Source organism: Pseudoalteromonas ruthenica (genome assembly GCF_008808095.1).
GTDB classification, from domain to species: Bacteria; Pseudomonadota; Gammaproteobacteria; order Enterobacterales; family Alteromonadaceae; genus Pseudoalteromonas; species Pseudoalteromonas ruthenica.
This window is the reverse complement of the sequence record NZ_CP023396.1, coordinates 2,820,490-2,845,362: the sequence shown is the minus strand read 5'-3', so window position 1 is coordinate 2,845,362 and position 24,873 is coordinate 2,820,490. Positions and strand designations below refer to the sequence as shown.

Annotated in this window: 29 protein-coding genes; 22 read left to right on the top strand and 7 right to left on the bottom strand. The window is 47.6% G+C overall.

Annotation, left to right across the window (positions count from 1 at the left end):
- The first annotated feature begins 131 nt into the window (after nucleotides 1-131).
- The 12 genes from PRUTH_RS13310 to PRUTH_RS13255 all read left to right on the top strand — a co-directional run bounded on the left by PRUTH_RS13310 (nucleotide 132) and on the right by PRUTH_RS13255 (nucleotide 9,702).
- Entirely contained in the window at nucleotides 132-737 is a 606-nt protein-coding gene (locus PRUTH_RS13310) for a tetratricopeptide repeat protein (protein ID WP_235045749.1), read from the top strand.
- Between the two features lie 77 nt (nucleotides 738-814).
- The gene (rnr, locus tag PRUTH_RS13305) at nucleotides 815-3,217 is read left to right on the top strand and encodes a ribonuclease R (RefSeq protein ID WP_151173489.1); all 2,403 of its coding nucleotides are present in this window, start codon (nucleotides 815-817) and stop codon (nucleotides 3,215-3,217) included.
- Between the two features lie 9 nt (nucleotides 3,218-3,226).
- The gene (rlmB, locus tag PRUTH_RS13300; protein WP_022945622.1) at nucleotides 3,227-3,964 is read left to right on the top strand and encodes a 23S rRNA (guanosine(2251)-2'-O)-methyltransferase RlmB; all 738 of its coding nucleotides are present in this window, start codon (nucleotides 3,227-3,229) and stop codon (nucleotides 3,962-3,964) included.
- A gap of 234 nt (nucleotides 3,965-4,198) precedes the next feature.
- Complete coding sequence (gene rpsF / locus PRUTH_RS13295; protein WP_022945623.1) at nucleotides 4,199-4,540, top strand: 30S ribosomal protein S6; 342 nt, start codon at nucleotides 4,199-4,201, stop codon at nucleotides 4,538-4,540.
- Between the two features lie 18 nt (nucleotides 4,541-4,558).
- Nucleotides 4,559-4,888, top strand: coding sequence for a primosomal replication protein N (gene priB, locus PRUTH_RS13290; RefSeq protein ID WP_022945624.1), 330 nt, complete (start codon nucleotides 4,559-4,561; stop codon nucleotides 4,886-4,888).
- A gap of 11 nt (nucleotides 4,889-4,899) precedes the next feature.
- On the top strand, nucleotides 4,900-5,127 hold the full coding sequence (gene rpsR, locus PRUTH_RS13285; RefSeq protein ID WP_022945625.1) for a 30S ribosomal protein S18: 228 nt from the start codon (nucleotides 4,900-4,902) through the stop codon (nucleotides 5,125-5,127).
- Nucleotides 5,128-5,162: 35 nt separating this feature from the next.
- The gene (gene rplI / locus PRUTH_RS13280; RefSeq protein WP_022945626.1) at nucleotides 5,163-5,615 is read left to right on the top strand and encodes a 50S ribosomal protein L9; all 453 of its coding nucleotides are present in this window, start codon (nucleotides 5,163-5,165) and stop codon (nucleotides 5,613-5,615) included.
- A 528-nt stretch (nucleotides 5,616-6,143) separates the two neighbouring features.
- On the top strand, nucleotides 6,144-6,569 hold the full coding sequence (locus PRUTH_RS13275; protein ID WP_151173488.1) for a type IV pilin protein: 426 nt from the start codon (nucleotides 6,144-6,146) through the stop codon (nucleotides 6,567-6,569).
- On the top strand, nucleotides 6,544-7,038 hold the full coding sequence (locus PRUTH_RS19315) for a GspH/FimT family pseudopilin (protein ID WP_239385572.1): 495 nt from the start codon (nucleotides 6,544-6,546) through the stop codon (nucleotides 7,036-7,038). The genes PRUTH_RS13275 and PRUTH_RS19315 overlap by 26 nt, the downstream gene beginning before the upstream one ends.
- Nucleotides 7,029-7,439, top strand: a complete 411-nt coding sequence (locus PRUTH_RS13265) for a type IV pilus modification PilV family protein (protein WP_022945629.1) — start codon at nucleotides 7,029-7,031, stop codon at nucleotides 7,437-7,439. The genes PRUTH_RS19315 and PRUTH_RS13265 overlap by 10 nt, the downstream gene beginning before the upstream one ends.
- A complete protein-coding gene (locus PRUTH_RS13260) occupies nucleotides 7,436-7,960 on the top strand; it encodes a PilW family protein (RefSeq protein ID WP_151173487.1) in 525 nt (174 codons plus the stop codon). Before PRUTH_RS13265 ends, PRUTH_RS13260 begins: the two co-directional genes overlap by 4 nt.
- The gene (locus PRUTH_RS13255; protein WP_151173486.1) at nucleotides 7,957-9,702 is read left to right on the top strand and encodes a DUF7305 domain-containing protein; all 1,746 of its coding nucleotides are present in this window, start codon (nucleotides 7,957-7,959) and stop codon (nucleotides 9,700-9,702) included. The genes PRUTH_RS13260 and PRUTH_RS13255 overlap by 4 nt, the downstream gene beginning before the upstream one ends.
- 93 nt (nucleotides 9,703-9,795) lie before the next feature.
- On the opposite strand, the gene yidD is transcribed toward PRUTH_RS13255, so the two are convergent.
- The gene (yidD, locus tag PRUTH_RS13250) at nucleotides 9,796-10,155 is read right to left on the bottom strand and encodes a membrane protein insertion efficiency factor YidD (RefSeq protein WP_151173485.1); all 360 of its coding nucleotides are present in this window, start codon (nucleotides 10,153-10,155) and stop codon (nucleotides 9,796-9,798) included.
- Nucleotides 10,156-10,198: 43 nt separating this feature from the next.
- Nucleotides 10,199-10,666, bottom strand: coding sequence for a hypothetical protein (locus PRUTH_RS13245; protein WP_022945633.1), 468 nt, complete (start codon nucleotides 10,664-10,666; stop codon nucleotides 10,199-10,201).
- A gap of 194 nt (nucleotides 10,667-10,860) precedes the next feature.
- Between PRUTH_RS13245 and PRUTH_RS13240 the strand changes: the two genes are divergently transcribed.
- The 7 genes from PRUTH_RS13240 (at nucleotide 10,861) to PRUTH_RS13210 (ending at nucleotide 19,135) form a co-directional block, all read left to right on the top strand.
- Nucleotides 10,861-11,424 carry an RNA polymerase sigma factor gene (locus tag PRUTH_RS13240; RefSeq protein WP_151173484.1) on the top strand — a complete coding sequence of 188 codons (564 nt, stop codon included), beginning with the start codon at nucleotides 10,861-10,863 and terminating at the stop codon, nucleotides 11,422-11,424.
- Nucleotides 11,417-11,911, top strand: coding sequence for a hypothetical protein (locus PRUTH_RS13235; protein WP_022945635.1), 495 nt, complete (start codon nucleotides 11,417-11,419; stop codon nucleotides 11,909-11,911). Before PRUTH_RS13240 ends, PRUTH_RS13235 begins: the two co-directional genes overlap by 8 nt.
- 10 nt (nucleotides 11,912-11,921) lie before the next feature.
- A complete protein-coding gene (locus PRUTH_RS13230; RefSeq protein WP_045979200.1) occupies nucleotides 11,922-12,875 on the top strand; it encodes a DUF4097 family beta strand repeat-containing protein in 954 nt (317 codons plus the stop codon).
- 129 nt (nucleotides 12,876-13,004) lie between these two features.
- Nucleotides 13,005-14,384 (top strand): replicative DNA helicase, encoded by a 1,380-nt coding sequence (dnaB, locus tag PRUTH_RS13225; RefSeq protein WP_022945637.1) that lies wholly within the window; start codon nucleotides 13,005-13,007, stop codon nucleotides 14,382-14,384.
- A gap of 5 nt (nucleotides 14,385-14,389) precedes the next feature.
- Nucleotides 14,390-15,475 carry an alanine racemase gene (gene alr, locus PRUTH_RS13220; RefSeq protein ID WP_151173483.1) on the top strand — a complete coding sequence of 362 codons (1,086 nt, stop codon included), beginning with the start codon at nucleotides 14,390-14,392 and terminating at the stop codon, nucleotides 15,473-15,475.
- Between the two features lie 111 nt (nucleotides 15,476-15,586).
- Complete coding sequence (locus PRUTH_RS13215; protein WP_151173482.1) at nucleotides 15,587-16,570, top strand: FHA domain-containing protein; 984 nt, start codon at nucleotides 15,587-15,589, stop codon at nucleotides 16,568-16,570.
- 9 nt (nucleotides 16,571-16,579) lie between these two features.
- Nucleotides 16,580-19,135, top strand: coding sequence for a serine/threonine-protein kinase (locus PRUTH_RS13210; RefSeq protein ID WP_151173481.1), 2,556 nt, complete (start codon nucleotides 16,580-16,582; stop codon nucleotides 19,133-19,135).
- 12 nt (nucleotides 19,136-19,147) lie between these two features.
- On the opposite strand, the gene PRUTH_RS13205 is transcribed toward PRUTH_RS13210, so the two are convergent.
- The 4 genes from PRUTH_RS13205 to PRUTH_RS13190 form a co-directional block, all read right to left on the bottom strand.
- Nucleotides 19,148-19,684 carry a hypothetical protein gene (locus PRUTH_RS13205; protein WP_151173480.1) on the bottom strand — a complete coding sequence of 179 codons (537 nt, stop codon included), beginning with the start codon at nucleotides 19,682-19,684 and terminating at the stop codon, nucleotides 19,148-19,150.
- A 381-nt stretch (nucleotides 19,685-20,065) separates the two neighbouring features.
- Nucleotides 20,066-20,503: a secondary thiamine-phosphate synthase enzyme YjbQ gene (locus tag PRUTH_RS13200; RefSeq protein WP_151173479.1), complete on the bottom strand. Its 438-nt coding sequence runs from the start codon at nucleotides 20,501-20,503 to the stop codon at nucleotides 20,066-20,068.
- On the bottom strand, nucleotides 20,500-20,967 hold the full coding sequence (locus tag PRUTH_RS13195; protein WP_022943882.1) for a chemotaxis protein CheX: 468 nt from the start codon (nucleotides 20,965-20,967) through the stop codon (nucleotides 20,500-20,502). The genes PRUTH_RS13200 and PRUTH_RS13195 overlap by 4 nt, the downstream gene beginning before the upstream one ends.
- Before the next feature lie 73 nt (nucleotides 20,968-21,040).
- On the bottom strand, nucleotides 21,041-21,475 hold the full coding sequence (locus PRUTH_RS13190; RefSeq protein WP_022943883.1) for a transcriptional repressor: 435 nt from the start codon (nucleotides 21,473-21,475) through the stop codon (nucleotides 21,041-21,043).
- A 115-nt stretch (nucleotides 21,476-21,590) separates the two neighbouring features.
- Here PRUTH_RS13190 and PRUTH_RS13185 point away from each other — a divergent pair, with 115 nt between their 5' ends.
- Entirely contained in the window at nucleotides 21,591-22,199 is a 609-nt protein-coding gene (locus PRUTH_RS13185) for a MarC family protein (protein WP_022943884.1), read from the top strand.
- Nucleotides 22,200-22,227: 28 nt separating this feature from the next.
- On the opposite strand, the gene PRUTH_RS13180 is transcribed toward PRUTH_RS13185, so the two are convergent.
- On the bottom strand, nucleotides 22,228-22,869 hold the full coding sequence (locus tag PRUTH_RS13180) for a LysE family transporter (protein ID WP_151173478.1): 642 nt from the start codon (nucleotides 22,867-22,869) through the stop codon (nucleotides 22,228-22,230).
- Nucleotides 22,870-23,060: 191 nt separating this feature from the next.
- Here PRUTH_RS13180 and PRUTH_RS13175 point away from each other — a divergent pair, with 191 nt between their 5' ends.
- Nucleotides 23,061-23,633, top strand: coding sequence for a manganese efflux pump MntP (locus PRUTH_RS13175; RefSeq protein ID WP_045979206.1), 573 nt, complete (start codon nucleotides 23,061-23,063; stop codon nucleotides 23,631-23,633).
- 102 nt (nucleotides 23,634-23,735) lie between these two features.
- A complete protein-coding gene (locus PRUTH_RS13170; protein WP_235045722.1) occupies nucleotides 23,736-24,734 on the top strand; it encodes a substrate-binding domain-containing protein in 999 nt (332 codons plus the stop codon).
- Nucleotides 24,735-24,873 lie beyond the last annotated feature (139 nt).

The window sequence follows — 24,873 nt, the reverse complement described above, 5'->3', positions numbered from 1 at the left end:
CGTAGGGTGTGAAAAAAAGCTGCTGCGGCAGCTTTTTTTGTGCCTGCATATACCAATTTTGGCACTAGTTTTGCTATAAATTGATGAGAGAGTTGATTCGTCAAAGGAGCGTCATGCGCCATTTGTTAACCATGTTATTACTGACCAGTGTGCTAAGCACCACAGCTCATGCGGCAGAGCCGTTAGAGGCCGTACAGCTGTATACACAGGATGAGTTGGTTAAATTAATACGTAAAAACGCCCATTTAAAGCGGGTGCAGGATGATGATTGCCAACTTGTGCAAGATATTGCCGCGCGCGCGAGTAAAATGAAGTTGCCCAGTTATCAGTTCCTCTACGGTGATATGCTCGCTTACAATGTGTGCGTTGAACGAGATGTGGACTTAGGTGTTTACTACATGCGCCAAGCCGCTGAGCAAGGCTTAGCAGAGGCGTTAGAGCAGCTGGGACGCTACTATGATATTGGCCGCTTAGTTCAGGCCGATAAAGCCATGGCTATCGTGTATTTGCGTGAAGCCGCTGCACAAGGCAACCTGCCAGCGCAAATGCGTTTGGTAAAGCTGTTTAATCAGGGCTACGGCAGTCCACGCGACTATGAAGATGCTTATCGCTGGCTGTTTCATACCCAAGTTGCAGATCGCAACCTACACAAGAAAATTGGTGCGCAGTTAAGTAAATTGGCGCAAAAAATGCCCGATAGCGTGGTTGCACGGGCACGATTACCGGTTGATCAATAAAGTTTAACAGTATTTACCTGTTGCCTTTTCCCGATATGGGTTAAAATAACACCATAAGTCACCGTATAAGTTATTGAATGACCAAACAGGATCCATACCTCGATAGAGAACAGCAAAAATACGAAAACCCCGTCCCCAGCCGCGAGTTCATCCTCGACCACATTAAAAAACGCGCTAAGCCTGCTAATTTCAGCCAACTTTGTTCCGAGCTGGATGTATATGACAGTGAGCGTCAAATTGCCTTTAAGCGCCGCCTGCGCGCCATGGAGCGTGAAGGGCAGCTGCATTTCAATAAGCACAAATGTTACGTTATTCCCGATGATAGTGGCTTAGTCAAAGGTAAGGTCATTGGCCACCGTGACGGCTTTGGTTTTTTGCAAGTCGAAGGTGAACCTAAAGACTGGTTTATTGCTCGCCACCAAATGAACACCGTGTTACATGGCGATGTGGTGTTAGCTAAAGCGGGCTCACGTGGCCAAGGTGGCAAGGTTGAAGCACGCATTGTGAAAGTACTTGAAGGCGAGCGTGCGCCAATCATTGGCCGTTACTTTGTTGAGCATGGTATGGCTGTGGTTGTGCCAGAAGACCCACGCATTACGCAAGATATCATTATTGTCCCTGGGGCAGAAAAAGGTGCGCGCCACAACCAAATGGTGCAAATTGAGATCACCCAAAGCCCAAGCCGCCACATGAATGCGGTAGGCAAGGTCACAGAGGTGCTCGGTGAGCATTTAGCACCGGGTATGGAAATTGAGGTAGCACTGCGAAATCATGAAATCCCTCATCAGTGGCCACAAGAAGTTGAGGAGCAGGTGGCTCCTTTAGGCGAGCAGGTGGCAGAGCAAGACAAACAAGGGCGCGTTGACCTGCGTCATTTGCCCTTGGTCACCATTGATGGCGAAGATGCCCGAGATTTTGATGACGCTGTATTTTGTGAGCGCAAAAAGTCCGGTGGTTGGCGCCTATGGGTGGCGATTGCTGATGTCTCCCATTATGTGCAAAAAGGCTCCCCTTTAGATCAAGAAGCGATTAATCGCGGTAACTCAGTGTATTTCCCTGAGCAAGTTATTCCCATGCTCCCTAAGGTGCTATCCAATGGCTTGTGCTCACTGAATCCGAAGGTCGACCGCCTGTGTATGGTTGCGGAAATGACCGTCTCCGCAGCCGGTAAGCTCTCAGGCTATCGTTTTTATCAAGCATTGATGAACTCGCACGCGCGCCTTACCTACACCAAGGTGCACGCAATTTTAGAAGGCGATGAAAAATTGCGTGAAGAGTACGCGCCCCTAGTGGGTCATCTGCAAGACTTGCAGCAGATGTATGTGGCGCTAAAAGCAGCGCGTCAAGAGCGTGGTGCCATCGAATTTGAAACCCTAGAAACACGGTTTGTGTTTAACGCGCAGCGCAAAATTGAGTCTATAGTACCCGTTGTGCGTAACGACGCCCATAAGCTTATCGAAGAGTGCATGATTTTAGCGAACGTGTCAGCGGCGCGGTTACTAGAAAAGCACGAGGCCAGTGCCTTGTATCGTGTGCATGATGAACCGGACAGTGAGAAGCTTGGACACTTTCGCCAGTTCCTTGGTGAACTCGGCATAGAGAACCCCTTTGGGGATTCTCCCGAGCCAGCGGAGATTACCGCTGCCATCGACAAATTAGCCGATCGCCCTGAGTTGGGGCTGATTCAAACGATGTTGCTGCGAGCGATGAAGCAAGCCGTTTATCAGCCTGACAACATTGGTCACTTTGGTTTGGCACTGCCCGCTTATGCGCACTTTACCTCACCAATCCGCCGTTATCCCGACCTGGTCGTGCATCGCGCTATCAAGGCCATACTCAAAGCGCAAGGGCAGCAAACCAGTGGTGAGTATGAATACAACGATGATGAAGCAGATCAACTCGGTGAGCAGTGTTCAATGACCGAGCGCCGCGCTGATGATGCGACTCGTGAAGTCGCTGATTGGTTGAAGTGCGAGTATATGCAGGATCATGTTGGCATGCACTTTGGCGGGGTTATTTCGTCGGTCACTAATTTTGGCTTGTTTGTACGCTTAGATGATCTGCAAATAGACGGTCTGGTTCATATTGCTAACCTGGGTGATGAATTTTTCCACTTCGATGGCGCTAAACATTGCCTTGTCGGTGAGCACAGTCGTACTGTGTATCGCATGGGTGATAAAATATCGGTGCAAGTGGCCTCGGTGTCTTTAGAAGAGCGCCGTATCAATCTTGCCCTGGCGCAACAAGAGCCCGATCGTTATGCTCGGCGCAAGGCGAAAAAGCCTTCGGTGCGCGATAAGCTTAAAGCGGGCGATATTCCAGGAAAAGGTAATAAGCCAACACCCAGTGGTAAGAAAAGTGGCGGTAAAAAGAAAGCCTCTAAAGACAAAAAAGCAACAGCTGGCAAAAATGTAAAGGCCAGTAAAAGCAAGAAAAAGTCACGAGCAGGTAAAAATGCTCGTAAGAAAACGAAAAAGTAGAGAGTCCCAGTGAGTAACGAATTAATCTTTGGTTTTCATAGTGTCGAAGCCATCCTCAGCCGCGAGCCCGAGCGCTTCATTGAACTGTATGCTTTAAAAGGGCGCGATGATAAGCGTCTAAATGCGTTGATCAATCAGGCTCGGCAATTCGGTATTTCGGTGCAGTTTATGCAGCGTAAAGCGCTGGATGACAAAGCCCGAGGCGAACAGCATCAAGGCATTATTGCTCGAGTTCGCCAAGGTAAACAATATAACGAGCGTGACTTAGACGCCATTATTAGCCGAGAGCAAACGCCCTTCTTGTTGGTCTTAGATGGCATCACTGATCCTCACAATTTGGGGGCCTGCCTGCGTAGTGCGGACGCTGCCGGTGTGCACGCGGTTATCGTGCCTAAGGATAAGTCGGCGAAGTTAAATGCGACGGTACGAAAGGTCGCTTGTGGTGCTGCTGAAGTGGTGCCGTTAGTGCAAGTGACTAACCTCGCACGGACCTTGCGTGAAATTAAAGATGCTGGGGTGTGGGTTGTCGGCACGGCAGGAGAGACCGATACCACATTGTTTGATGCCAACCTCACCGGCCCTATCGCCATGGTTATGGGGGCTGAGGGCGATGGTATGCGCCGTTTAACGCGTGAGCACTGTGATGTGCTGGTGAAAATCCCTATGGTGGGCACGGTATCTAGCCTAAATGTCTCGGTCGCGACTGGCATTAGCTTGTTTGAAGTACTCAGACAGCGAAGCGCATAACGCCTGTTAGGCATGCACCCCCTTGATATTGTAAGGTGTGTGTCTGGCTCCGTATTCTATGTCATTACCTCGCATCAATCAGGCGTAATTTACTGGTATTCGCCTTCTTTTAAGTTGCTTAATTTGCCAACAATGCGTAGAATACGCGCTCATTTCGGCCATTTAACATTAATTCCTTGCCTTAAACCGACCGGCCGAAACGGTGGAAGGCTATATTAACCGTAAGGAATACCCATGCGTCATTACGAAATCGTATTCATGGTTCATCCAGATCAAAGTGAACAAGTTCCTGGTATGATCGAGCGTTATACTGGTTCTATCACTGAAGCTGGCGGTAAGATTCACCGTCTAGAAGACTGGGGCCGTCGCCAACTGGCTTACCCAATCGAAAAGCTTCACAAAGCACACTATGTTCTAATGAACGTTGAAGCACCTACTGAAGTAATCAACGAGCTTGAAACTTCTTTCCGCTACAACGATGCAGTGCTTCGTAACCTAGTTATGCGCACTAAAGATGCAGTAACTGAAGCTTCTCCTCTTGCAAAAGAAGAGAAAAAAGAAGCTGCTGAAGCTTAATCGTTCTGCGTGGTTGTAATGGCTGAAACGCCTAGTGAGCAAGCGCTCAATCTAGTCGAATTAGGTGGCACTGTTTGTAAGGCCCCTAAGTTCAGTCAAAGCCCGGCCGGTGTACCCCACTGTATTTTCGTGCTAGAGCACCGTTCAATACAGGTTGAAGCGCAACTAAACCGTCAAAGTTATGTGCGTATTCAGGTGGTAGCAAGTGGTTCGGAGCATCAATCAGCAACACAATATTTGCAAGTTGAGCAGTCAGTGCGAGTACGGGGGTTTTTAAACCGCCACCAAGGCCGAAACGGCCTCAGTCAACTGGTACTGCATGCTCAGCAAATTGAAAGAATTAATTGAGGAAAATACTCATGGCACGTTACTTCAGACGTCGTAAGTTCTGCCGCTTCAAAGCGGAAGGCGTAAAACAAATCGATTATAAAGATCTAGCTACTCTTAAAAACTATGTTACCGAAAGTGGCAAAATCGTACCTAGCCGTATCACAGGTACTAGCGCTAAGTATCAGCGTCAGCTAGCAACTGCTATCAAGCGTGCTCGCTACCTAGCCCTTCTTCCATACACTGACTTACACAAGTAAGCAGCGGATTAACAGTTTTTAAAAGGTGTAGAGACATGCAAGTTATTCTACTAGACAAGATCGCAAACCTAGGTGGCCTAGGTGACCAGGTTTCTGTTAAATCTGGTTTCGCACGTAACTTCCTGTTCCCGAAAGGTAAGGCAGTTCCTGCAACTAAAGCTAACATCGAAACTTTCGAAGCACGTCGTGCTGAGCTTGAAGCGAAAATCGCTGAAGAGCTAGCTGCTGCTACAGCTCGCGCTGAGAAACTTGAAGCACTTGCAGAAGTGACGCTAGTTTCTAAAGCTGGTGACGAAGGTAAACTATTTGGTTCAATCGGTACTCGTGACATCGCTGATGCGATCTCTGCAACGGGCATCGAAGTAGCTAAATCAGAAGTTCGCCTACCTAACGGTACTATCCGTGAAACAGGTGAATTCGACGTAGCAATCCAGGTTCACGCAGAAGTGATGGCTTCTATCAAAGTGATCGTTATTGCTGAAGCTTAATCGTCGATTAGCTTTATAAAGACCGCGCTTAGGCGCGGTTTTTTTATGCCTGTCTGATGTTGGCATTGCTCGTTTCTTGCAGAGCTTGTCATCCTCAAGCGGCGACAGTGAAGCTGTTCTTTCTTATACCCGCCTGCAGTCCTATTCGTTGTTTCAAGCGCATTCCACAAAAAGTCTTGATAGACAGCGTGAATCAAAAAGGTTGACTTTTGTAGGTCAGGTTTCAACCTGACAAAGCGCTTTATATTAGGAGGTGATGCTCTGCGTCGAGCAAATGCTTACAGGTAGATCTTGTCGTATGTTTTCGTTACCCAGGCTAATACTATCCTCATACCTATACCTTAGATAAGGGAAAAAACCTACAACTTAGATGTTATTTTTATTCGTTTATAAGTCATTAACGAAATTGCTGTTACTTTTGCATTAAATTAAAGAATAACTTATGCACAAATGTGGAGTAATAAAATTGACTTTGACAGCGTTGTCATTATATCTTAACCCAGTCTTAATAAAATTCTAGGCAAAACAATGCGCTTACAAGGAATGCTTCAACGCGGTTTTACCCTGATAGAAATGATGATAGTGGTCGCTATTATCGGTATTTTGTATGCAGTGGCGATGCCAGCCTACAGCGAGTATATGGAAAAAGGACGCCGTGCGGATATGCAGCAAAATATGCTGCAAGTTGTTGCCGTGCTTGAACGTACATATTCTCGTATGGGCGGATACCCTAGTAACTTTACCCTCCCCACATCTGATTATTACACCTTGCGGTATGCCCCGCAGCCAACTATCTCTAGTAGCGGCGGCGCACATTATGATGCTAAAAAGTTCACCTTGCGGGCTATTCCCAAAGCGGCACAGAGTGGCGACGAGTGTGGCACCCTGAGTATCAACGAAGTCGGTCAGCAACGCGCCAGCGGTGGTGATGACGACGATTGTTGGGGGAATTAACCCAATGCATCAAGGACGATATTCAGCCCTAGGCTTTACTTTAGTTGAGTTAATGGTGGTGGTAGCAATCATCGCTATCGCCGCTATTATCGCCACGCCGTCGTATATACAGTTCATAAAGCAAGACCGCATTGTCAATCACGCGAACCAACTTCATAGTGTGTTTAAGTTCGCTCGCAGCGAAGCTGTTAAGCGTGAGCGAGCTATTAATTTGCGCGCTTCAGCCGAACAGTGGCAAGTGGTAGCCAATCCAGGTGAAGCAAATGAAGCCGTGCTAAGAGCTTTTACCAAGCAACATAGCTCGCTAACGATTGCGCTGCCTAACCGCATTGTTGCCATCACTGGTGAGCTTAACAACGCCACTAATATATTGATCACTGACAATGATGCCAGTACCACGGACTATCGCTTATGCGTACTACGCAGCGGCCAAAGCTGGCTAGCTGAGGAAGGTGAAGCATGCGTGTAAAAGCAATCCAGTCTGGCTTTTCGTTATTAGAAATTATGGTGTCGGTGGCGATTGCAGCCATTGCCTTGTTGGGGCTGGGCAGCGCACAACTCAAGTCATTGCAGTATGCGACGAGCAGCTTCAACTACACCATGGCCATTGTACAGGCCAACAATGCTGCAGAGCGCATCTGGCCAAATTTATGCGCGCTCAAGCATGGCGGTGGTTTTAACGGCAACTTCAAAAACACCACCTTAGCACCGCAAATCGATGACTACAGCATTACCTTTCCCGCTAATTTTAACGACGATTTAGCCATTGAAGTGCAGTGGCCAGATAGTCGCCTTGATGATGGCCTGCAATCTAAGTTGCGCATTTTTGCTCAATATCCAACGCTCTCGGCTGCGGAGTGTGGCTTATGAAACGCGCTCATTTAGGTTTTACTTTAGTTGAGCTAATGGTTGCTTTAGCCGTAGGTAGCTTTTTAATCGCTGGCATTGGGCTTTCTTACGCCACTATCAAAGGCACTGTAAGTGCGACTAAAGAGCTAGAAAATGCACAAGAGGTGGTTCGTTTCACTTCTCAGGTGCTCACTCGCAGCCTTAAACAAACCCCATTTGCGCCTGTGGTCAGTGCTGATGGCAGTACGCTGCGGGTTCAGCAACAGGCGGGCGTTTTATCGTGTTTGGGCACCACGCCTAGCGCTGATTATATTGAGCAATACCGCTTGGTTGATGGGCGTATACAGTGTGATATGGGCGCTGGCGGCGAAGACATCTTGACCGGTGTGACGGCGCTCAGTTTTAGCTATGATGCGACCACCAAGCTCACCACCATTAATGTTACTCCTCAGGGATTGCCGCAGCAGTTTGGAGGCCAAGTACAAATCGATATTGCAGCGTCGCGATTAATTTTAAGTGAACTATACGGAGCAAGTTCATGAAGCAACAGCAGGGCTTCACTCTAGTCAGTGTGATGTTATTAACCGTGGTCGCTAGCGTGGTGGTATTTACTTCACTAAAAGACAGCATCGTGCAAGAGCGCCTCAGTGGCAACTTTCAGAAGAAAGTTAATGCGCGGATGATGTCTGAACGAGCCGTTTTTGCTCAGGCTGAGAAAGTACAGCAGCAACTGCATGCAAACCCTGATGCTGATATTGACGAGCTCGTAGCGCAAACTGAGCAAGCACACAGTGGTTCCATTCATAAGGGAGACCTAAAGTATCGCGCACAGCTAAATAAAAATGGGGCGGGTGAGCTGGAAATCGCTGCGTTAGGAGAGCGTTATGCTGGTGAAGCAGAGGCTAATTTAGTGGCCAGATACGCTGTTACCAGTAACGGTGGCTATGCGCCTTTTAACACCGCCATAGTTGGCTGTGATGGAGTCTTAAATTCAGCGGGTGGGAACATAGATAGCTATGATTCGCAGCAGCTTGATGGCCAGTACGATCGCGACAACGCCTCAACCCAGGCGCATGTGAAAACGATTTCACCTAATGCGGATATCGTTGTCAGTGGTGGTTCTTCCACGTGGGGTGATGTCCGTGCAACAGGAAACATCAACATTACCGGAGCAGGATTTATATCCGGGACTGTTCATGCCAATGGCGATATTGATGTCAGTGGCGGTAGCTCAGGAGATTATACGATACCGCCTGGTTTTCCTGTGAAAACGCGAATTGGCGGTGATATTTTGGCAAAAGGCAGTGTTACTTATCAGGGGCGCCATATATTAGGGGTGGTAAGAGCCGAGCAAGATGTTCATTTTACTCCCTCATTTGCTGTTAGAAATATCAACAATAATGGGTTAGCCGTTCTGTATGGTGGTAACAATACCACGGAAGAAAATAATAAAGACTCTATCGCCGGCACTAATTATAAAGGTGCGCCTTATCACCAAACTGTTACCGTTCCCGCTGTTCCTGCCAGTAACAGCGAGGATCCTAACCACGACCCTAAAGACCCAGACACCAACTGTGATCCTTACTCGTTGCCCTCTGAGTTAGCAAAGCTGCAGCAAAAGTTGCCTCGTCAGGGACTCAATGTGACAGGATGGGGTAATCATGCACAGTTCGACGACGAACAAGGCCGTGATAGTTTTGGTTCTATCTACATGCCAACCTCAACTTCTATATTGGGGCGGCAATACGGATCGGTATACTTTCTAGATGATCTGATTATTAATGGAGCTGAATTGACGATTGCAAAGGGAGATGTCGTTTTTTACATTAATGGCGATTTCAAGCTTACAACCAATGGTAATAGCGCACTAAATATCAATGAAGGTGCAAGTTTGACGTTATTTGTTCAAGGTAAAAGTCAAATTCAGCAACCCGTTAACGTGCTCAAGAAAACACTTAATAGCAACAAGCTACCGCCTTTCAGTCTGTATTCTGGGTATCAAGATAACTCCGCAGCAACCCAATGCGGGGGCGACTTTGGTGTTGAGCTATCGGGCACGGGACAAATGTACGGAACTATTTATGCACCCTATAGCAATGTAAAGTTTGGTGCCAGTGGTGAGCTGTACGGGGCCATTCGGGGGAAAAGGGTCAGTGTATGTGGTGATGGTGATATTCATTACGACACCGCGCTGAAAAAGTCACAAGGTGGAAATTTAGGTGGTCAGCGCCGAGTGATATTCCTTGGCTGGCAGTATAAAACCCCGGAGGAGCTATCACCTTAGCGAGTTTAACTATCCCTACTACCAATCTAGCCCCTATAAAGGGGCTTTTTAGTGCATTGCATCTATACACGAGGTAAAAGTCAGTATTTGCATCTAAGGCCAACAACTGCAAGGTAGCTCGGCTAAGTCGCAATGCTCACCTTTGCCGGCACAGCTGGCTGCGTCACATGCTGCGGATGGGTCGCAGCAGTCATGGCGGTTTTCTTTCTTTTTGCGTTTGTTGCTTTCTTCTTGAGCGTTGAGTTGCAGTGTGGCGTGGGCCAATTTACAGGCATGCAATCGTGCTTTGATATTGGCGTAACCACGAAAAAAGCCGTGTTGCTCTACTATGGCAAGGACGGCGTTAGAGCAAGATGCACCTTTATGTAAGCACGCATGGGCACAACGAAATCCTTTGTAAGGGGAGACAAAGCGTTGGTATAGGCGTATCACTATGATTGCTATGTTATTCAAATGTAGGCCTTTATAAGTTTTCCCGTTGAGCGTTTGCCATAAATTAATCCTGAGAGGGCTTTTTAAAGCGCATCGACAAGGCCATAGCCGTGCCGGTGACAATACCCATGCCGATAGCGCCAGGTAGTCCCATCGCCACTAAAATCGGTATGAATAGCAGGCGATGCACGAACACCAAAGGCACCACGGCAATAGCCAAAGCAACATAGTTCATGCGAACCTCGAAGTGCGCGCCGCAGTGCGGGCATGTTTTGGTTTTCCCCCAAGAGTTTGCTGCTTTAGAGAAAAAGCTAATGGACTTAAGGCAAGACGGGCATTTAAAAAACTGCTCATTATCTGAGTGCTCAGTGTTAGCTTGTTTAGCGGCAGTATGTTGTGCGCGTTTGATTTGTAGCTCTTGCTTAATCGCTTGCACTCTTTGCGGGTAGGCCTCGCTGTCCACGTGCCTTAATGCGTCTTCAAGTTCGTCTATTGAATAGCTTGCATAGTTGGGCTGTATTTCGTCTATCATCCTTGAATCTCCGTTATTGCTGCGTATTCCTTGCACCACAAGATTATCCTATACGCCCTAAAAATCCAATGTCCTTACACTTTCAGTGAACGCAAAAAAATAAATAAAAAAATTTAAAACCCATTTAAACCCTTTGTACTTTAGTGCGCGTCTAATACAGTAACAAAGCGAATAACAACAACAGGATATATCGCATGCAGGGTCATGCCGCAGAGGCAAGGGCAACCGCACCACCGCCGCCAAACGAGGCAGAACTGATACAACAGGTGAAAAAGGGCAATCAGCAGGCCTTTGCACAGCTGTATCAGCAGCATATTAAGCGAGTCTATGCCTTGTGTTTGCGTTTGGCGGCTGACACCACTCAGGCGGAGGATGTGAGCCAAGAGGTGTTTGTGCAGTTGTGGCAAAAAATACACAGCTTTGATGGCAAAGCGCAATTTAGTACTTGGTTGCATCGCGTAACCAGCAATATTGCCATTAGCCATTTACGCAAACAAAAAAACTGGCTGCAACGCGTCGTGAGCAGTGAAGAGCAGGGCATGGAGCATGAACAAGTGGCTCAATGCCAAGAGCTTAACGGCCTTGATAAACTCATAGTGCGGCTACCTGAACGGGCACGACAAGTTTTTGTTCTGCACGCAGTAGAGGGCTATCGCCATGAAGAGATAGCCAAGATTATGAATATGGCGGTGGGGTCTTCAAAGTCACAATACCATCGCGCCCGAGGGCTGTTAAAGGAGTGGTACGAGCATGAGTAAACCTGATTTTGAGCAGTTTCTAAACCAGCAACTGCAACAACAGCAAAAAGAGATCAGCCCGGAGCGCGATCTTTGGCCCGGTATTGAGCAGGGGATTAATGCGCACACGCATACAGCCGATAAAAGCTGGTTTAAACCAGCTTTGGGTAGTGCCGCCGCTGCCATTTTAGTCGCCGTAATCGGGCTCAATTTACCAAGCCAACAAGGCTCGCAACCGAGTAACCAATTCGCGGTGATAAGCGATGTATTCGAGCAACAAAAGCAGAGTCTACTGGTGCAGTATCAAGCACAACCGGCGCTGACCGATAATTGGCAACAGCAATTACAAGAGCTCGAGCAAGCGGAGCAAGCAATCAAAACCGCGCTTGAAGAACAACCTAACAACCGCGCTTTGCTTAATATGCTCGCGCAGGTTTATCAACAACAACTGAATTTAATTAACAACGTACACCAGCCCAAGCAGGGCGCAGTATTACAGCGTATTTAGGAGCATAACAATGAAAGCAATTATTTATACATTAGCGCTAGCCCCGGTTTTGGCCTTCGCTGGCGAAAAAATTGATGAGCAACTCGACGTGCCAAAGGATGGCCGTATTTATATCGATAACCAACGTGGCGAAGTCATTATCAAAGGTTGGGATAAAAACACTTTTAAAGTGACCGGCGAGCTGGATGACAAAGCCGAGGGCTATACCCTTGAGAACCGTGGTCAGCGTACTGATTTTATTGTTGATATGCCCAAACGCTACAATCAAGGTTGGGGGCATAATAATGACAATGACGAGGGGTCTAAGTTAACCATATACATGCCCCATGCCAGTGCCTTAGTGATGGAAGGGGTGAGCGTTGATGTTATGGTCAGTGAACTGCACAATGATACCCGTGTGGAAACGGTGAATGGCGATATTGACGCCAAGCAGTTACAGGGCAAGCTCAATTTAGAGACCGTAAATGGCGATATTGACGGCGTAAACCTAGCTGGAGAGATCCGTTATCAAACCGTCAATGGTGATATCAACGACCTTGATTCACAAGGGCAATTACAAATGACCTTAGTCAATGGCGACGTGGAATCGAGCACCCGCGCTGAAGATATCCGCTTTGAAAACGTCAACGGTGATCTACAGCTCAATGCCCAAGCCCTAGGTAGCTTAAAAATTAATACCGTCAATGGCGAGCTTGAGGTCCGTGTGGCGAAGCTTCATGCCGACGGGCAAATCCGCGCCGAGAGCGTCAGTGGTGATTTAGATCTCTACCTACCCAGCGATCTGTCAGCACGGTTTGATTTAGAAGCCCATGCTGGCGGCGATATTCGCAACGAACTGAGCGATGATAAAGCCGTGGAAGCCAAGTATGGTACGGGTGAAAGCCTGCACTTCACACTAGGCCAAGGCGAAGCCGAAGTGCAAGTAACCACCATTAGTGGCAACACCCACCTACGTAAAAACTAACCCAACCTCGGCGAGCCCTTAGGGCTCGCTATTTTTCTTGTTTACCAGTCAGCAAAAAAGCGAAGCAGTTGTTGCACTGCGATGCCAAGCCGATAAAATAAAGCCATTCACCCCGCCTTTTGAGTATGTATGGCAAAAATAGACAAACAGGTTGATAGCCTAAAAGTTCCTCCCCACTCCATTGAAGCCGAGCAATCCGTGCTTGGTGGGTTAATGCTCGATAACGAGGCCTTTGACCGTGTTGCTGAGTTGGTCGTGGCTCAGGACTTTTATACGCGTACCCACAGACTGATTTTTGAGGCTATGGAGCGCTTGGTTGAAGACAGCCAGCCTATCGATCTAATCACTATTTCCGAGTCGTTAGAGAAAAACAATCAACTCGACAGTGTGGGTGGCTTTGCTTACCTCGGTGAAATAGCTAAAAACACTCCCAGTGCCGCTAACATTAGCGCTTATGCTGCTATTGTGCGTGAGCGGGCGGTGATCCGCGAAATGATTGGTGTTGCCAATGAAATTGCCGAAGCCGGGTTTAACCCCGAAGGGCGCGGCAGCCATGATTTGCTCGACTTTGCAGAAAGCAAAGTATTCAAAATTGCTGAACAGCGCACTAAAAGCACTGAAGGGCCGCAAAATATCCACACTATCCTAGAAAAGACCGTGGATAAAATTGAAGAGCTTTACCAGTCGCCACAAGACGGGGTTACGGGAGTCAGTACCGGTTACTCTGACCTTGATCAGATGACTGCGGGTTTGCAGCCTTCGGACTTAGTCATTGTTGCAGCGCGCCCATCCATGGGTAAAACCACGTTTGCCATGAACTTGGCCGAACATGCGGCGATGACCCAAGATAAGCCGGTGCTTATTTACTCGTTGGAGATGCCCTCAGAGCAAATCATGATGCGTATGCTCGCCTCGCTCGGGCGCATAAACCAAACCAAGGTGAGAACGGGCCAGCTGGACGACGAGGATTGGGCACGCTTGTCTTCAACCATGGGCTTGTTGATTGAAAAAGGCAAAATGTACATTGATGATGCCTCGGGCCTAACTCCTACCGATGTGCGCTCACGCGCGCGGCGAATTGCTCGCGACCACGGTGGCATTAGCATGATCATGGTCGACTACCTGCAATTAATGCGGGTACCAAGCTTATCGGACAACCGAACCTTAGAAATTGCCGAAATATCGCGCTCCTTAAAAGCACTGGCGAAGGAACTCGAGTGTCCTGTTGTGGCGCTTTCGCAGTTGAACCGGACACTTGAACAACGTGCTGATAAGCGCCCAGTTAACTCGGATTTACGTGAATCGGGGTCAATTGAGCAGGACGCTGACTTAATCATGTTTATCTACCGTGATGAGGTGTACAACGAAGACAGTCCAGATAAAGGTACTGCAGAGATTATCCTTGGTAAGCAGCGGAATGGTCCTATTGGTAAGGTCAGGTTAACCTTCCAAGGGCAATACTCACGCTTTGATAATTACGCTGGCCCGGCGATGGACGACGAGTATTAACCACTATGGCGTTGGCAACCGCAACCATTGATTTTTGTGCCCTGCGCGCTAATTTAGCGCGCGTTAAAAGCCTTGCCCCTGATAGCCAAGTAATGGCCGTGCTTAAAGCTAATGCCTATGGCCATGGCTTAGTGCCTATTGCGCAACAGCTCGCCGATGCCGATGCCTTTGCCGTTGCTCGCATTGAAGAGGCTCTGGCCTTGCGCACCGGTGGCATTACTAAGCCCATCGTGCTGCTGGAAGGTTTTTTTAAAGCCAGCGATATCGAAATTATGTTGGCTAATAACTTCCAAACAGTGGTGCATGACGAATATCAGCTTGAAGCCCTAGAGCAAGCCCAGTTAGCAGGGGCCATTAAAGTATGGTTAAAAGTAGACACCGGCATGCATCGTTTGGGCATAAACCCAGATAGCATCAATACCTTCTATCGCCGCTTAAAAGATTGCCCATATGTGCAAGATGAAGTAAATCTAATGACTCACTTTGCTTGTGCAGATGACAATCAGGATGCCTACAATGAGACCCAGCTGCAGTTATTTCAAACCTTAGTAGCCGATAAACTTGAGCCGCTGTGTTTGGCGAATTCTGCCGCCATCATTAATTATCCGCAAAGTCACGGTGATTGGGTACGCCCGGGGTTGATGATGTACGGTGTTTCGCCCGTGAAAAATACTTTTTCTGCGCAACTTCAGCTGACCCCCGTGATGACCCTAAGTAGCGAAGTGATTGCCGTGCGTCCGGTACGCCAGGGCGAGCCGGTGGGGTATGGCGGACATTGGCGAGCCGACAAAGATACCTACCTGGCGGTGGTGGCCATTGGCTATGGAGACGGCTATCCGCGTCATGCTCAAAACGGCACGCCTGTGCTTATAAACGCGCAGCGTTACCCGTTGGTTGGGCGCGTGTCTATGGATATGATCACCGTTGATATTGGCCCAGACCCCAGCGCTGTTGCAGTAGGTGATGAAGCCATTATGTGGGGACGCGAGTTAGCCATTGAAGAAATTGCCGCCTGCGCCGACACCATCGCTTATGAACTTCTATGCAATATTACCCCGCGCGTTAGTTATCAATATATCGCATCAAGCTGATACTATTCCCACAATTGTTAAGCAGCTGTTTATTTTTGTTCGAAAAAAGCAGAGAATAAGCCACTCATCCCTTATAATAATAATTAGGTACAAAAGGCGCTTGGAGCGATTATGGCTTACCTTATCGAAGCGGATACGGACAATGTGATCTATTTGCACGCCCACCATAGCTTTGGGCGTTTTCAGTACAGTGTAGACACGCTGATCAGCGATCCTAGCGTGTCGAAAATTCATACCATCATTGAATGGCAGGGGAATGAATGGCAGGTTCGTGACCTCAGCCGTAACGGCACTTGGCTTAATAGCAAACGCTTAGATAAAGATCACAGCCAAACGCTTAAGCTTCATGATGTGATTGCTCTGCCAGGAAATGATGGCAAGCAATTCAAAGTTGCGAATTTAGATAAGCCGCAAGACTTATTGATCGTCCTTGATGAATACGCCAAGCCTACTTCGGAGTTTATTTGCTTAGCAAATTACAACCTTATCCCTGAAGAGTCCCCAGAAATAGCCGTATTTAACCAACGTGAGAGTGGTTTTTGGTGCTTTGAGCACCTGGATGGGCCGATGCTTGATCACACTATTTTAATAGAGAACGATCAGTTCAATGATAGCCAGCGAAGCTATCAATTGCATTTAAGCCATTTGGAAGAAGCCACAGCGCTGCGCGATGTGAGCAATACCCAGTTAGCCGACTTAAACTTTATTTTTCACCTTACCCTAGATGAAGAGTCTGCAGAGCTTACGGTCAGAGGCCCAGGTGAGGAAATTGATTTGCACGAGCGTTGCCATCATTATCTAACGTTAAATTTGGCCCGTTACAAGGCTCAAGATGCCGCCAACGGCGTACATGAGCTCAGTCAAGGTTGGGTCGAAACTGAAGTAATAGCCCGCGATTTGGGTATCGATTCTCGCTATCTAAATATTCAAATTCACCGCGCCCGTAAGCAATTTAGCGATGCCCTTGCGCATATAGAGGATGCCGATAGTATCATCGAGCGTAAACTACGTAAGGTGCGTTTTAGCGCCAGTAATTTCGAAATCTATAAAGGCCACCAACTCGAAGAGTCGGTTAAACGCGCATCCTCCAACTAGGTAAACTCTATGCGCACGCTTGCTCATTATGAATTGAATAGAGTGGTGTACCAGGGCGGCATGGGCACCATCTACGAAGCTTTTGATACTAAACTAGAACGTACCGTGGCACTTAAGGTGCTTAATACTAGCGGTGACAGTGAGTTAGACGAAGACGCCCTTAGTGAAGCGCGCTTTCTGGCACGCTTAAATCACCCCAATATTATTCAAGTATTTGACTGTGGCCAAAGCGATGGCCAGCAGTACTTAGTGATGGAGTTTTGTCGGGGTAAAAACCTGCTGCAATACCAGAAGCAGCATGTGTTAACGCTTGAACAAAAGCTGGCTATGCTGGTGGATATTGCCAAGGGTTTAGAGCATGCGCATCGCAATAGCATTATTCACCGTGACTTGAAACCGAGCAATATCTTGATCAGTGAAGCTGGGCAAGTCAAAGTGGCTGACTTTGGTATCGCTGGCTTCGTGGGCGGTAACAGCCATGTTAGTCAAAGCGCAGGCACTAAGGGCTATATGTCGCCTGAGCAGTTGCAAGGGCAAGCACTCAGCCACCACAGCGATTGGTTCTCGTTTGCCGTTGTTGCAATTGAATTACTGACAGGCGAGCACCCCTTTGCTGGACAAGGTGGCCAAGATATCAGCGCGGCAATATTGCAAGGACACCACTTAGATCTCAGCACCACGCAATTACCGCAGCAGTTGCAAGCACTATTAGGCCAAGCGCTTAGCGTAAAACCTGCGGCGCGCTTAAATCTGCGCCGAGGCCCTTTTAGCAAACAGCTTGAGCAGTTACTGCAACAACGAGTTCAAGCCGCTATTTTAGAGCAGCAAACAGAACCGGTTACACCATCAAATACCACGCAGAAAAGCGCACCATTAAGAGCAAAGAAGTTGCGCTGGCGTTACCTTGTGATGGCCTTTGTCTGTGCGGCAGTGTTGGTGGGAGGCTACTTGCTACGGCCTTATCTGTTACACCAGCCTGTGGTCGCGATTCTACCCACTCAGATCTATAACCTACCTGATGAATTTAAGCATTATGAAAGCGCTTTGAAAGGCTCGGTACAAAGTGCTATGTGGCAGCAGTTGCTCCAGCAAGACCAGCAAATAGTTAGCCGTGCAGAAATGAATATGTTGGCGCTAGGCCGAGATAGTGATCAATTTAGAGACCCTAAAAGCTACTTTCAGATGCTGGCCGACTACACCGGCGCCGATACCCTGATTAGCAGCTCGTTGGATTGTCAGCAACGCCACTGTAGCGTTGAAATAAGTACACTACGTGCTCCCAACTGGCAAGTGCAGGAGAGTATGCAGTGGCAGACAGATATTGCAGGCACAACTAATTTACATGACGTGGCGAAATACAATACTGCACGCCTTATTTCCCCGGGCATTGATAGTGAACAGTATCGCTCGCTATCGACAATGAAAAGTAACAGCCCATTATTTGAGATGTATACGTTGTTTTATGTCGACAACGTAGCAACGCCGGAGATGTTTGAGAAAAGTCTGGCGACGGTCAAAGAGAGTGCAACCAGTGTCGAGGGTTATAACCTTCTACGTGAAATTGCGCTGCAGCTGTATCACTCAACCCATGAAAAAACTTATCTTAAGCAGGCAATTTCAGCAATCCATAATGCCCCAGGTGAATTTAAAAAGTTGTCCAGCTACTACAAAAGCCTAGTGCTGCTCAATATAGAGCTGGGGCAAATAGAAGAGGCCAAGCATGCTTTGGGTATGTTAACCAAAGTGAGTCATGACCAAGCTGCTATTTTGAATTTGGAGGCTTCAATTCTGCTTGCTGAGGGTGAAGATAAACAGGCCAGAGATAAGTTAGAAGTAGCGTTGAGCTTGAGACCCAATTTGCGGTTACAAAGAAAGCTTGCGCTCGTTTTGTATTGGCTGGGTGATTTTCAGTCAGCGAAAAACTTGCTCGCTGATTTAGTTGAAAAAGTCCCTAGTGATAGAAGAACTCACCAGTACCTAGCTGATATTGCTTTAATTGAAGGTGACTTCATCTCTGCGATAGAAAGCTACAGCAAAACACTCAATGAGAATAGTGACAGCATTGATTTATCAAACCTCTCTATCGCCTACATGATGGTGCAGAACTACCCTATGGCAGAAAAGTTTGCCAAGCAAGCGCTTTTGAGCTCCCCAAAAAACACCGGGATGATGCTCAATATGGCAGACATAAATATGCTCAACGGTAAGCTTGTGGAGTCAAAAGAGCTGTATCAGCGCTTATTACAGCTAAATAACGGGCGTGAATCAGCCTTGGCGTGGTCTGAAAATGCGCAGGCCTATGCTCAATTGGGTGACAACGAGCAAGCTATTAAATCACTGAAGCATAGTTTCAAGTTGGCAGAGGATAAGTCAGAGTTAAGTTATACAGCGGCATTAGTGCATGCTCTGGGCGGAGACTTTAACTCCAGCCTTTACTATGTGGAAGAGGCTTTAAAAAGTGGTTACCACCAAAACTGGTTTTTACAGCCTTGGTTTAAACCACTTTGCGATTTTGAAAAGTTTAGAGCGATGGTCAGCTCCCACTCTCAGCTCTGTGTGAACTGAGTTAATTAATCTTCATCTGGACGGCGAAACTATCACGCGAGGGTCTTGCGACATATAGTATTTACCGTTCGCGGTGTTCTTCGCAGTAAAGCGGAAACCGATACTCAATGGCTCAGCAGTACTCGAAGGGGCAACCTCAATAACTTGATCAAGAGGGCTGTCGTCTGCTTTACCGTAACAAAACGTGGTATCTACTTGATGAACCTTGAGAGTCAGCTGCTTCTTATCGGCACTGATAGACGAGTCGACATTGTAGTTACAGTTGCTGTAGTTTTTTATGTATTCCACACCGTTGCCAAAAAACTCCCAATCATTGTCACTGATGGTGACAACTAACTCAGCATGTTGAGTCGGTTGTAAATCTGCATGAGCTGGGTTGTTAGTGAATAGAATAGGGTAGTCTTGGCCGTTGATATTTTGCTTACTGCCATTAACTACAACATATGTTTGCCAAGGCTCGTTAACGCTTGGGATCAGCTCTAGCTGCTCTTGGACCGAAACATTACCAGGCTCACATGGGACTTGGATTTCAGGGGCTTGTTCAGACATGATCATTTCCTTATTAAGACAATGGACCGTTTTTGATTACTTTATCTGGGAATGGCTATAACTATAGCGCGTAAGTGAGGAAAGTATAGTTTTTGTAATCGCTTGTAAGGCAACAACTTATTGAGGCAATGAAAGGCGCATGCTGCATAGGGTTCAAGGCGTTATCGTTCTTAAGTACAGAGTAATTTTTACTTTCGAGCGCTGTTACAGCGACGCAGACACCTAGTCGAAATTATGGGCTCAGGATGAAGAGCTATTACAGGGGGAGTTTTGGCGTTTTTCTTCGCCGCACAGTGACAGGTCCACACCGCTTTATGTCATGCCAACCTTGGATAAAGTCTGCGCACAGCGCATATCAGTGTAGATAGCGTGAAAAATAAGCTATCCAGAGGTTATTAGCTGTCCCTGCAAGGTGGCAACAATACGACGAGAACCACCTTGGTCGCGGTGCTCACCCAGGTAAATACCTTGCCATGTGCCTAGCTGCAGCTGGCCATGACTGATTGGCAAGGTGAGTTCACACCCTAAAGTACTGGCTTTAATGTGCGCGGGCATATCGTCATCACCTTCGTAGGTATGGCTATAAAAAGGTTGGCGCTCGGGAGCGGCCCAGTTAAAGTGCGCTTCCATATCTTGGCGCACAGTGGGATCGGCGTTTTCGTTAATGCTCAAACTTGCAGAGGTGTGTTGCAGCATTAAATGCAGCAGGCCGACCTGATAATCTTGAATTTGCGGCAGCGCGCGCAGAATTTCCTCATCAATTAGATGAAAGCCCCGGCGCTTTGCGCTTAAAGTAATGCTGTGTTGTTGCCAACTCATAAGGTGTCGAAGCTGATCTCGATGTGGGCATTGCCATCACCTGAGGTGAAAGGCATGATAATTGTGGTTCCTTCGCATTTGTGGGTAATGGTGTGGCCAGTGCCTGAAACCACTGCTGGAGTCGCCATATCAAAGTCATAACCTTTTTCACCCAGTAAGTTTTTGGCGCCACCAGTAACCATGTTGGTGATTTCGCCAACCATGTCGGTCACTTCTTCATTAATGGCACTGGGGCGCTCGCCTAGCATACGTTCCATGATGGTAAGCGCTAGGCTTTCATCGAAAGTGATAGAGAGTGAGCCCTTTGTTTGAGGGCCGACCATACCGATTAACCCTGACACATCGCCTGCCGCGACCTCGTCCTTTTTAACGCGAGGTTTACCCGGTTTTAGTTCAGTTTGTGCCATCGTGGCCAACACATTGACCAAAGAAGAAAGAAAAGGGTTAATAAACTCGACGTTCATTGTCCATACCTTTGTTCGCAGAAGGTGAATTTTGCTGTTCTTGCAGCACGTGTTTTACCCTAGCAAGTTGTTACTAAGATTGACAGCGTTTACAAATGCCATGCGCTTCAATAGTTTGCGAGCTTACACTAAAGCCGCTTTGTGAGGCGAGCTCACTTAACTCATGCGACAGCACGCTCGAGTGCAGCTCGTCTACATGACCGCATTGATCGCAGATAAGCAACTGCACCGGATGAATTGAATCAAAATGGTGGCACAACATAAACGCGTTGGTGCTTTCTATTTTATGAATAAAGCCTTGTTCAGCTAAAAAGTCCAGTGCGCGATAAACCGTCGCAGGTTTTGCGCTGGTTTCTGTCACTTTTAATTGCTCTAATAAGTCATACGCACCAACACCGCTTTTAGTGCTGGCAAGTAAACGGAATACTTTTTCACGGATGGGAGTAAAGCGGGCGCCTTTGCTGTCGCACATTCTTTTAGCTTTACTGACAAGCGCATCTACATTCATAGCTAACCTTCGTTCATCTTAACGCCACCTATACTAGCATACTATGACGCATAAAAATTACTATCTCTGTCTGCATGAGAGCGGTATCATTTTGTTTTAATTTTCAGGAGCAAGTGTGCACGAATTACTGGCCACCTTTATTTTCTTTTTCGCGGTAATTGACCCCATAGGCACAGTGCCGGTATTTATTGCCGTGACGCGAGGTGAAGATGCTGCATTTAAGCGCAAAGTGGCTTACAAAGCGGTGCTGGTATCGGCGCTAGTGCTGCTGCTGTTTGTCGTTGTCGGTGAGTTGCTACTCAACGCTATTAGTATTCCGCTTGCGGCGTTTCAGATTGCCGGTGGCATTGTACTGCTGCTGTTTGCGCTGACCATGATTTTTGGTGAAGGCAAACCCGAGTCGGAAATTAAAAGTGTGCGCGACTCCACAGAAACCGCCATATTTCCTCTAGCCATCCCATCAATAGCCAGCCCAGGGGCTATGCTAGGGGCGGTGCTGATGACTCGTAATAATGAATATACTTGGGTCGAGCAGGCCATTACCTCATCAATGATGCTTAGCGTCTTAGGCGTGGTGTTATTGTTACTTTTGCTGGCGCGCTACGTACATAACCTCATTGGTGATGGCGGTGCAAGCATTATCTCCAGAGTCATGGGGCTGATCCTGAGCTCCGTGGCGGTGACAAATATTCTCGGTGGCATTAAAGACTACTTCGCGCTGTAACTCGCGGCCGCTGCCAAAACTAAGCTACTTATTGGCTGAGTGTGGCAACGCGAACGCCTAAGCCCATTAATATGACACCTAAGGTTTTTTCGATAAGCCGTTGATAACGTTGTAGGGCGTGTACAAATGCAAAGTGGCTAAAAAACATGGCTACCAACACAAACCACAGCAAGTGTGCCAAAGAAATAATAAGCCCATACACAAGCTGGATGGCAACGGGCGTATCGGCGCTCACCAGCTGAGTAAATATACTTAAAAAGAACAACGTGGTTTTGGGGTTTAGGGCATTAGTTATAAAACCTTGACGCAGAGCCGAGCAGGCGGATAACGCTTTGCTGGGCGCTGCCTTGGGCGCTAGCTCCAAGGCGATATGGTGCTTTGCTCGCAGGCTTTGATAGCCAAGGTAAATTAAGTACGCTGCGCCGATGTATTTTATCACCGTGAATAGCACCACCGATTGGGCAATGAGCAGCGCCACGCCGGCTATGGAATAAGCAACGTGAATCCAAATCGCTAACCCCACGCCCAGCGCCGAATAAAAACCGGCACGACGTCCATATACTAGGCTATTGCGGGTGATCATGACAAAGTCGGCGCCGGGGCTAATTGCCATGATCGTTGCTAGCGTAGCGATGGACAATAACTGGGGTAAATAGGCTGACAGCTCCATAGATTATTCCGTTTACCGGGTTAGACCTGACACTGTATCTCGAATTACGCCTGTTTGCATGGCTAACATCGCTCATGCTGAATACTGAGTTGCACTTGCTTGAGGGAGCGCGCATAATTCGCGCTTTCAGGGGCAAGCATATCGGTGACAGCAAGATTAGAGCCGGATGCATACACAGTTATGACGTTGTTATGAGTATTTTCGCGTTAATGCTATTGGCTTTAGCTATGTCGACCGATGCGTTTGCAGCATCGATCAGTAAGGGCGCTTACCTACGCCATCCACGCCTGCTCAGTGCCATAAAAATGGGGCTGATATTTGGTATTATCGAGGGCACCACACCACTTATCGGTTGGCTGATTGGCAATGCTGGAGCCCACTACATCGAAGAATTTGATCACTGGGTGGCGTTTATCTTGTTATTGCTACTTGGTACGCACATGATTGTGGAAAGTGTGAAAGAGGATGACGACACTCAAAGCGAAGCAGCACAAAAGTCTTCTATTGCCAAAGTGATACTGACTGCTATAGGCACCAGCTTGGACGCACTGACTGTAGGGGTGAGCCTAGCTTTTGTTGCGGTCAATATTTACCTTGCAGCGCTGATGATAGGCTTAGCCACAGCACTGATGGTAACTATGGGCAGTTTACTTGGGCATCGTTTAGCAACGGTGATCGGCAAACGAGCAGAAACCCTAGGCGGTGTTGTGCTGGTCGTGATTGGCTCGTGGATTCTATATTCACATTTGAGTACAGTGGCTTAAATAATCAGCAGTTGTTTTTGTTTTGTGAACTAAATGTTGCCTTTAATGGCGGATGAGCTACTCTAAACCAAAGTTTCTTGGGTAGTTGTACTGGGAATTATTTTGCACTGTTTTAATCTTCGCTCATCAGCATTAGTGCTTATTTCGGCGCTCTGCGCGATGTTGTCTTTTGTTGCTTATGGCCAGTACACCTTTGCCGTCGTAGGCAAAACCAAGAACGACAGCTTTTATGAACAATCCTTCAAAGGTTGCCAAGACTTTGCCCAGCGCCAAGCCGATTTGCGCTGTATTTATGATGGCGCTTATGACTACCAAGACGCTCGTACCCAAGCACTGGTAGTGCAAGATTTAGTTGCTCAAGGTGTGGACGGTATATTGGTGTCTACCACCGACTCGCAGCACTTGGTCAATAGAGCGCTAAAAAAGGCTCAGGAGCAAGGGATTGCGGTGATCACTTTTGACTCAGACTTGGCACCACAACATCAAACTTACCGTTTAGCCTATGTGGGCACTAACAACTTTGATTTTGGCGTGGCACTTGGTGAGGCGGCAAAGCAGTTTAAACGAGAGCACCCACAAACCTTGTGTATTCAATCGGGACATCACACTACGCCGAACTTAAACAAGCGCATCGACGGCGTACGTTATGCCTTGTCAGGGAGTACCAAACGTTTGAACGGTGAGAATGGTTGGCTGGAGCATCCCCGTTGTCCGCTTTTCACTGCTGGGCGTCGCGATGATGCCCTCAAGCAATTACGCACCATTATCAGTTACCCGCAGCCGACAATCTTTGTTGCCGTCGCTGGCTTTGCACAGTTTAATCCTGATTATCAACAGGTGATGACAGAGTTTAAACAGCAGCTAGCTAAGAAGCAGCGAGTGATTATCTCTGCCGATACTGAAACACTGCAATTGCAAGCGTTAGCGAGCGGCCTTGGCACCATGAATATCGGTCAAAATCCTTATGAAATGGGCCGTAAGGGCGCACAGCTACTTTATGATGCAGTAAAGCACCAACACCTTCCTGAACAAGAGCAATATTACTTACCTTTTCATTACTGCACCCCTGATAACGCGCAGAGCTGCGCGAAAAACCATTAATACTCAAAGGTAAAATCAGTGAACCTCTTTAGGTGCAGGTTGCTGTGAAAGTCGGTATTGGCCTAGATAATACCAATCAGGGTGTGATTGACGTATAATTGCGCGCCCACAACTCGGCGCAAAGAGCCCGTTGGTTTTC

Coding starts and splice junctions, on each gene's coding strand:
- PRUTH_RS13310 (WP_235045749.1), top strand. CDS start 132: ATGTTATTACTGACCAGTGTGCTAAGCACCACAGCTCATGCGGCAGAG.
- rnr (WP_151173489.1), top strand. CDS start 815: ATGACCAAACAGGATCCATACCTCGATAGAGAACAGCAAAAATACGAA.
- rpsF (WP_022945623.1), top strand. CDS start 4,199: ATGCGTCATTACGAAATCGTATTCATGGTTCATCCAGATCAAAGTGAA.
- priB (WP_022945624.1), top strand. CDS start 4,559: ATGGCTGAAACGCCTAGTGAGCAAGCGCTCAATCTAGTCGAATTAGGT.
- rpsR (WP_022945625.1), top strand. CDS start 4,900: ATGGCACGTTACTTCAGACGTCGTAAGTTCTGCCGCTTCAAAGCGGAA.
- rplI (WP_022945626.1), top strand. CDS start 5,163: ATGCAAGTTATTCTACTAGACAAGATCGCAAACCTAGGTGGCCTAGGT.
- PRUTH_RS13275 (WP_151173488.1), top strand. CDS start 6,144: ATGCGCTTACAAGGAATGCTTCAACGCGGTTTTACCCTGATAGAAATG.
- PRUTH_RS19315 (WP_239385572.1), top strand. CDS start 6,544: ATGACGACGATTGTTGGGGGAATTAACCCAATGCATCAAGGACGATAT.
- PRUTH_RS13265 (WP_022945629.1), top strand. CDS start 7,029: ATGCGTGTAAAAGCAATCCAGTCTGGCTTTTCGTTATTAGAAATTATG.
- PRUTH_RS13260 (WP_151173487.1), top strand. CDS start 7,436: ATGAAACGCGCTCATTTAGGTTTTACTTTAGTTGAGCTAATGGTTGCT.
- PRUTH_RS13255 (WP_151173486.1), top strand. CDS start 7,957: ATGAAGCAACAGCAGGGCTTCACTCTAGTCAGTGTGATGTTATTAACC.
- PRUTH_RS13245 (WP_022945633.1), bottom strand. CDS start 10,666: ATGATAGACGAAATACAGCCCAACTATGCAAGCTATTCAATAGACGAA.
- PRUTH_RS13240 (WP_151173484.1), top strand. CDS start 10,861: ATGCAGGGTCATGCCGCAGAGGCAAGGGCAACCGCACCACCGCCGCCA.
- PRUTH_RS13235 (WP_022945635.1), top strand. CDS start 11,417: ATGAGTAAACCTGATTTTGAGCAGTTTCTAAACCAGCAACTGCAACAA.
- PRUTH_RS13230 (WP_045979200.1), top strand. CDS start 11,922: ATGAAAGCAATTATTTATACATTAGCGCTAGCCCCGGTTTTGGCCTTC.
- dnaB (WP_022945637.1), top strand. CDS start 13,005: ATGGCAAAAATAGACAAACAGGTTGATAGCCTAAAAGTTCCTCCCCAC.
- alr (WP_151173483.1), top strand. CDS start 14,390: ATGGCGTTGGCAACCGCAACCATTGATTTTTGTGCCCTGCGCGCTAAT.
- PRUTH_RS13215 (WP_151173482.1), top strand. CDS start 15,587: ATGGCTTACCTTATCGAAGCGGATACGGACAATGTGATCTATTTGCAC.
- PRUTH_RS13210 (WP_151173481.1), top strand. CDS start 16,580: ATGCGCACGCTTGCTCATTATGAATTGAATAGAGTGGTGTACCAGGGC.
- PRUTH_RS13205 (WP_151173480.1), bottom strand. CDS start 19,684: ATGTCTGAACAAGCCCCTGAAATCCAAGTCCCATGTGAGCCTGGTAAT.
- PRUTH_RS13200 (WP_151173479.1), bottom strand. CDS start 20,503: ATGAGTTGGCAACAACACAGCATTACTTTAAGCGCAAAGCGCCGGGGC.
- PRUTH_RS13195 (WP_022943882.1), bottom strand. CDS start 20,967: ATGAACGTCGAGTTTATTAACCCTTTTCTTTCTTCTTTGGTCAATGTG.
- PRUTH_RS13190 (WP_022943883.1), bottom strand. CDS start 21,475: ATGAATGTAGATGCGCTTGTCAGTAAAGCTAAAAGAATGTGCGACAGC.
- PRUTH_RS13180 (WP_151173478.1), bottom strand. CDS start 22,869: ATGGAGCTGTCAGCCTATTTACCCCAGTTATTGTCCATCGCTACGCTA.
- PRUTH_RS13175 (WP_045979206.1), top strand. CDS start 23,061: ATGAGTATTTTCGCGTTAATGCTATTGGCTTTAGCTATGTCGACCGAT.